The sequence below is a fragment of the Embleya sp. NPDC056575 genome, from assembly GCF_042793325.1.
Taxonomy (GTDB): Bacteria; Actinomycetota; Actinomycetes; order Streptomycetales; family Streptomycetaceae; genus Embleya.
Window position 1 is genome coordinate 1 of sequence record NZ_JBHTVA010000156.1, and the last position, 2864, is coordinate 2864.

The following is a 2864-nucleotide window of genomic DNA, read 5'->3' on the forward strand; positions in this document are numbered from 1 at the left end:
ATTCCGGCGGCGTCCTACTCTCCCACACCCCTTCGAGTGCAGTACCATCGGCGCTGGAGAGCTTAGCTTCCGGGTTCGGAATGAGACCGGGCGTTTCCTCTCCGCCAAGACCACCGGAAAACCATCGAACCCACAACACGGGGCCGTTCGGTGAACCAGAAATCACATGCGGTGATTCAATTATCAAAACGGGTTCCCCGAAACCGATTGCGGTTCGGGAACCACACAGTGGACGCGTAGCAACTGAGGACAAGTCCTCGGCCTATTAGTACCGGTCAGCTCCACCCCTCACAGGGCTTCCACACCCGGCCTATCAACCCGATCGTCTCTCGGGGGCCTTACCCAACCGAAGTTGGTGGGAGTCCTCATCTCGAAGCAAGCTTCCCGCTTAGATGCTTTCAGCGGTTATCCCTCCCGAACGTAGCCAACCAGCCATGCCCTTGGCAGAACAACTGGCACACCAGAGGTTCGTCCGTCCCGGTCCTCTCGTACTAGGGACAGCCCTTCTCAAGACTCCTACGCGCACAGCGGATAGGGACCGAACTGTCTCACGACGTTCTAAACCCAGCTCGCGTACCGCTTTAATGGGCGAACAGCCCAACCCTTGGGACCTACTCCAGCCCCAGGATGCGACGAGCCGACATCGAGGTGCCAAACCATCCCGTCGATATGGACTCTTGGGGAAGATCAGCCTGTTATCCCCGGGGTACCTTTTATCCGTTGAGCGACGGCGCTTCCACAAGCCACCGCCGGATCACTAGTCCCTGCTTTCGCACCTGCTCGACCCGTCGGTCTCACAGTCAAGCTCCCTTGTGCACTTACACTCGACACCTGATTGCCAACCAGGATGAGGGAACCTTTGGGCGCCTCCGTTACCCTTTAGGAGGCAACCGCCCCAGTTAAACTACCCATCAGACACTGTCCCTGATCCGGATCACGGACCCAGGTTAGACATCCAGCACGACCAGAGTGGTATTTCAACGACGACTCCACGGACACTGGCGTGTCCCCTTCACAGTCTCCCACCTATCCTACACAAGCCGAACCGAACACCAATATCAAACTATAGTAAAGGTCCCGGGGTCTTTCCGTCCTGCTGCGCGAAACGAGCATCTTTACTCGTAGTGCAATTTCACCGGGCCTGTGGTTGAGACAGTCGAGAAGTCGTTACGCCATTCGTGCAGGTCGGAACTTACCCGACAAGGAATTTCGCTACCTTAGGATGGTTATAGTTACCACCGCCGTTTACTGGCGCTTAAGTTCTCAGCCTCGCCCCGAAGAGCTAACCGGTCCCCTTAACGTTCCAGCACCGGGCAGGCGTCAGTCCGTATACATCGTCTTACGACTTCGCACGGACCTGTGTTTTTAGTAAACAGTCGCTTCTCGCTGGTCTCTGCGGCCACCACCAGCTCACCCTGCAAGAGGGATCACCAACAATGGCCCCCCTTCTCCCGAAGTTACGGGGGCATTTTGCCGAGTTCCTTAACCACAGTTCACCCGAACGCCTTGGTATTCTCTACCTGACCACCTGAGTCGGTTTGGGGTACGGGCCGCCACGACACTCGCTAGAGGCTTTTCTCGGCAGCATAGGATCATCCACTTCCCCACAATCGGGTCGGCATCAGGTCTCAGGCTCAATGAGAGACGGATTTGCCTATCTCTCGCCCTACACCCTTACCCCGGGACTACCACCGCCCGGGCTGGACTACCTTCCTGCGTCACCCCATCGCTCACCTACTACCCGATTGGTTCGGCGGCTCCACCCATCCGATCACCCGAAGGATCCCGGCGGCTTCACGGCCTTAACATCACGAGGTTCAGCGCTGGCGCGTCGTAGCGGGTACGGGAATATCAACCCGTTGTCCATCGACTACGCCTGTCGGCCTCGCCTTAGGTCCCGACTTACCCTGGGCGGATTAGCCTGCCCCAGGAACCCTTGGTCATCCGGCGCACACGTTTCCCACGTGTGATTCGCTACTCATGCCTGCATTCTCACTCGTGCAGCGTCCACCACTGGTTTCCACCGCGACTTCACTCGCTGCACGACGCTCCCCTACCCATCCGTACACCTGAACCACGAAGGCTTGGCTAACATACGAATGACACGACTTCGGCGGTGCGCTTGAGCCCCGCTACATTATCGGCGCGGAATCACTTGACCAGTGAGCTATTACGCACTCTTTCAAGGGTGGCTGCTTCTAAGCCAACCTCCTGGTTGTCTCTGCGACTCCACATCCTTTCCCACTTAGCGCACGCTTGGGGGCCTTAGTCGGTGCTCTGGGCTGTTTCCCTCTCGACCACGGAGCTTATCCCCCGCAGTCTCACTGCCGCGCTCTCACTTACCGGCATTCGGAGTTTGGCTTATCTCAGTAACCTGGTGAGGCCCATCAACAATCCAGTGCTCTACCTCCGGCAAGAAACACACGACGCTGCACCTAAATGCATTTCGGGGAGAACCAGCTATCACGGAGTTTGATTGGCCTTTCACCCCTAACCACAGGTCATCCCCCAGGTTTTCAACCCTGGTGGGTTCGGGCCTCCACACGGTCTTACCCGCGCTTCACCCTGCCCATGGCTAGATCACTCCGCTTCGGGTCTTGGGCGCGCGACTCAATCGCCCTGTTCGGACTCGCTTTCGCTACGGCTACCCCACACGGGTTAACCTCGCCACACACCGCAAACTCGCAGGCTCATTCTTCAAAAGGCACGCAGTCACGGCCACCCCCGACAAAACGAGGATGACGACGCTCCCACGGCTTGTAGGCACACGGTTTCAGGTACTATTTCACTCCCCTCCCGGGGTACTTTTCACCTTTCCCTCACGGTACTAGTCCGCTATCGGTCACCAGGGAATATTTAGGCTT

At 57.7% G+C, this 2864-nt stretch carries 2 rRNA genes; both read right to left on the bottom strand.

Features of this window, described 5'->3' with window-relative positions:
* Nucleotide 1 precedes the first annotated feature (1 nt).
* Nucleotides 2–118: ribosomal RNA gene (gene rrf / locus ACFRCG_RS48330) — 5S ribosomal RNA — on the bottom strand.
* 127 nt (nt 119–245) lie between these two features.
* Nucleotides 246–2864 (bottom strand): 23S ribosomal RNA (locus ACFRCG_RS48335); the annotation flags it as partial.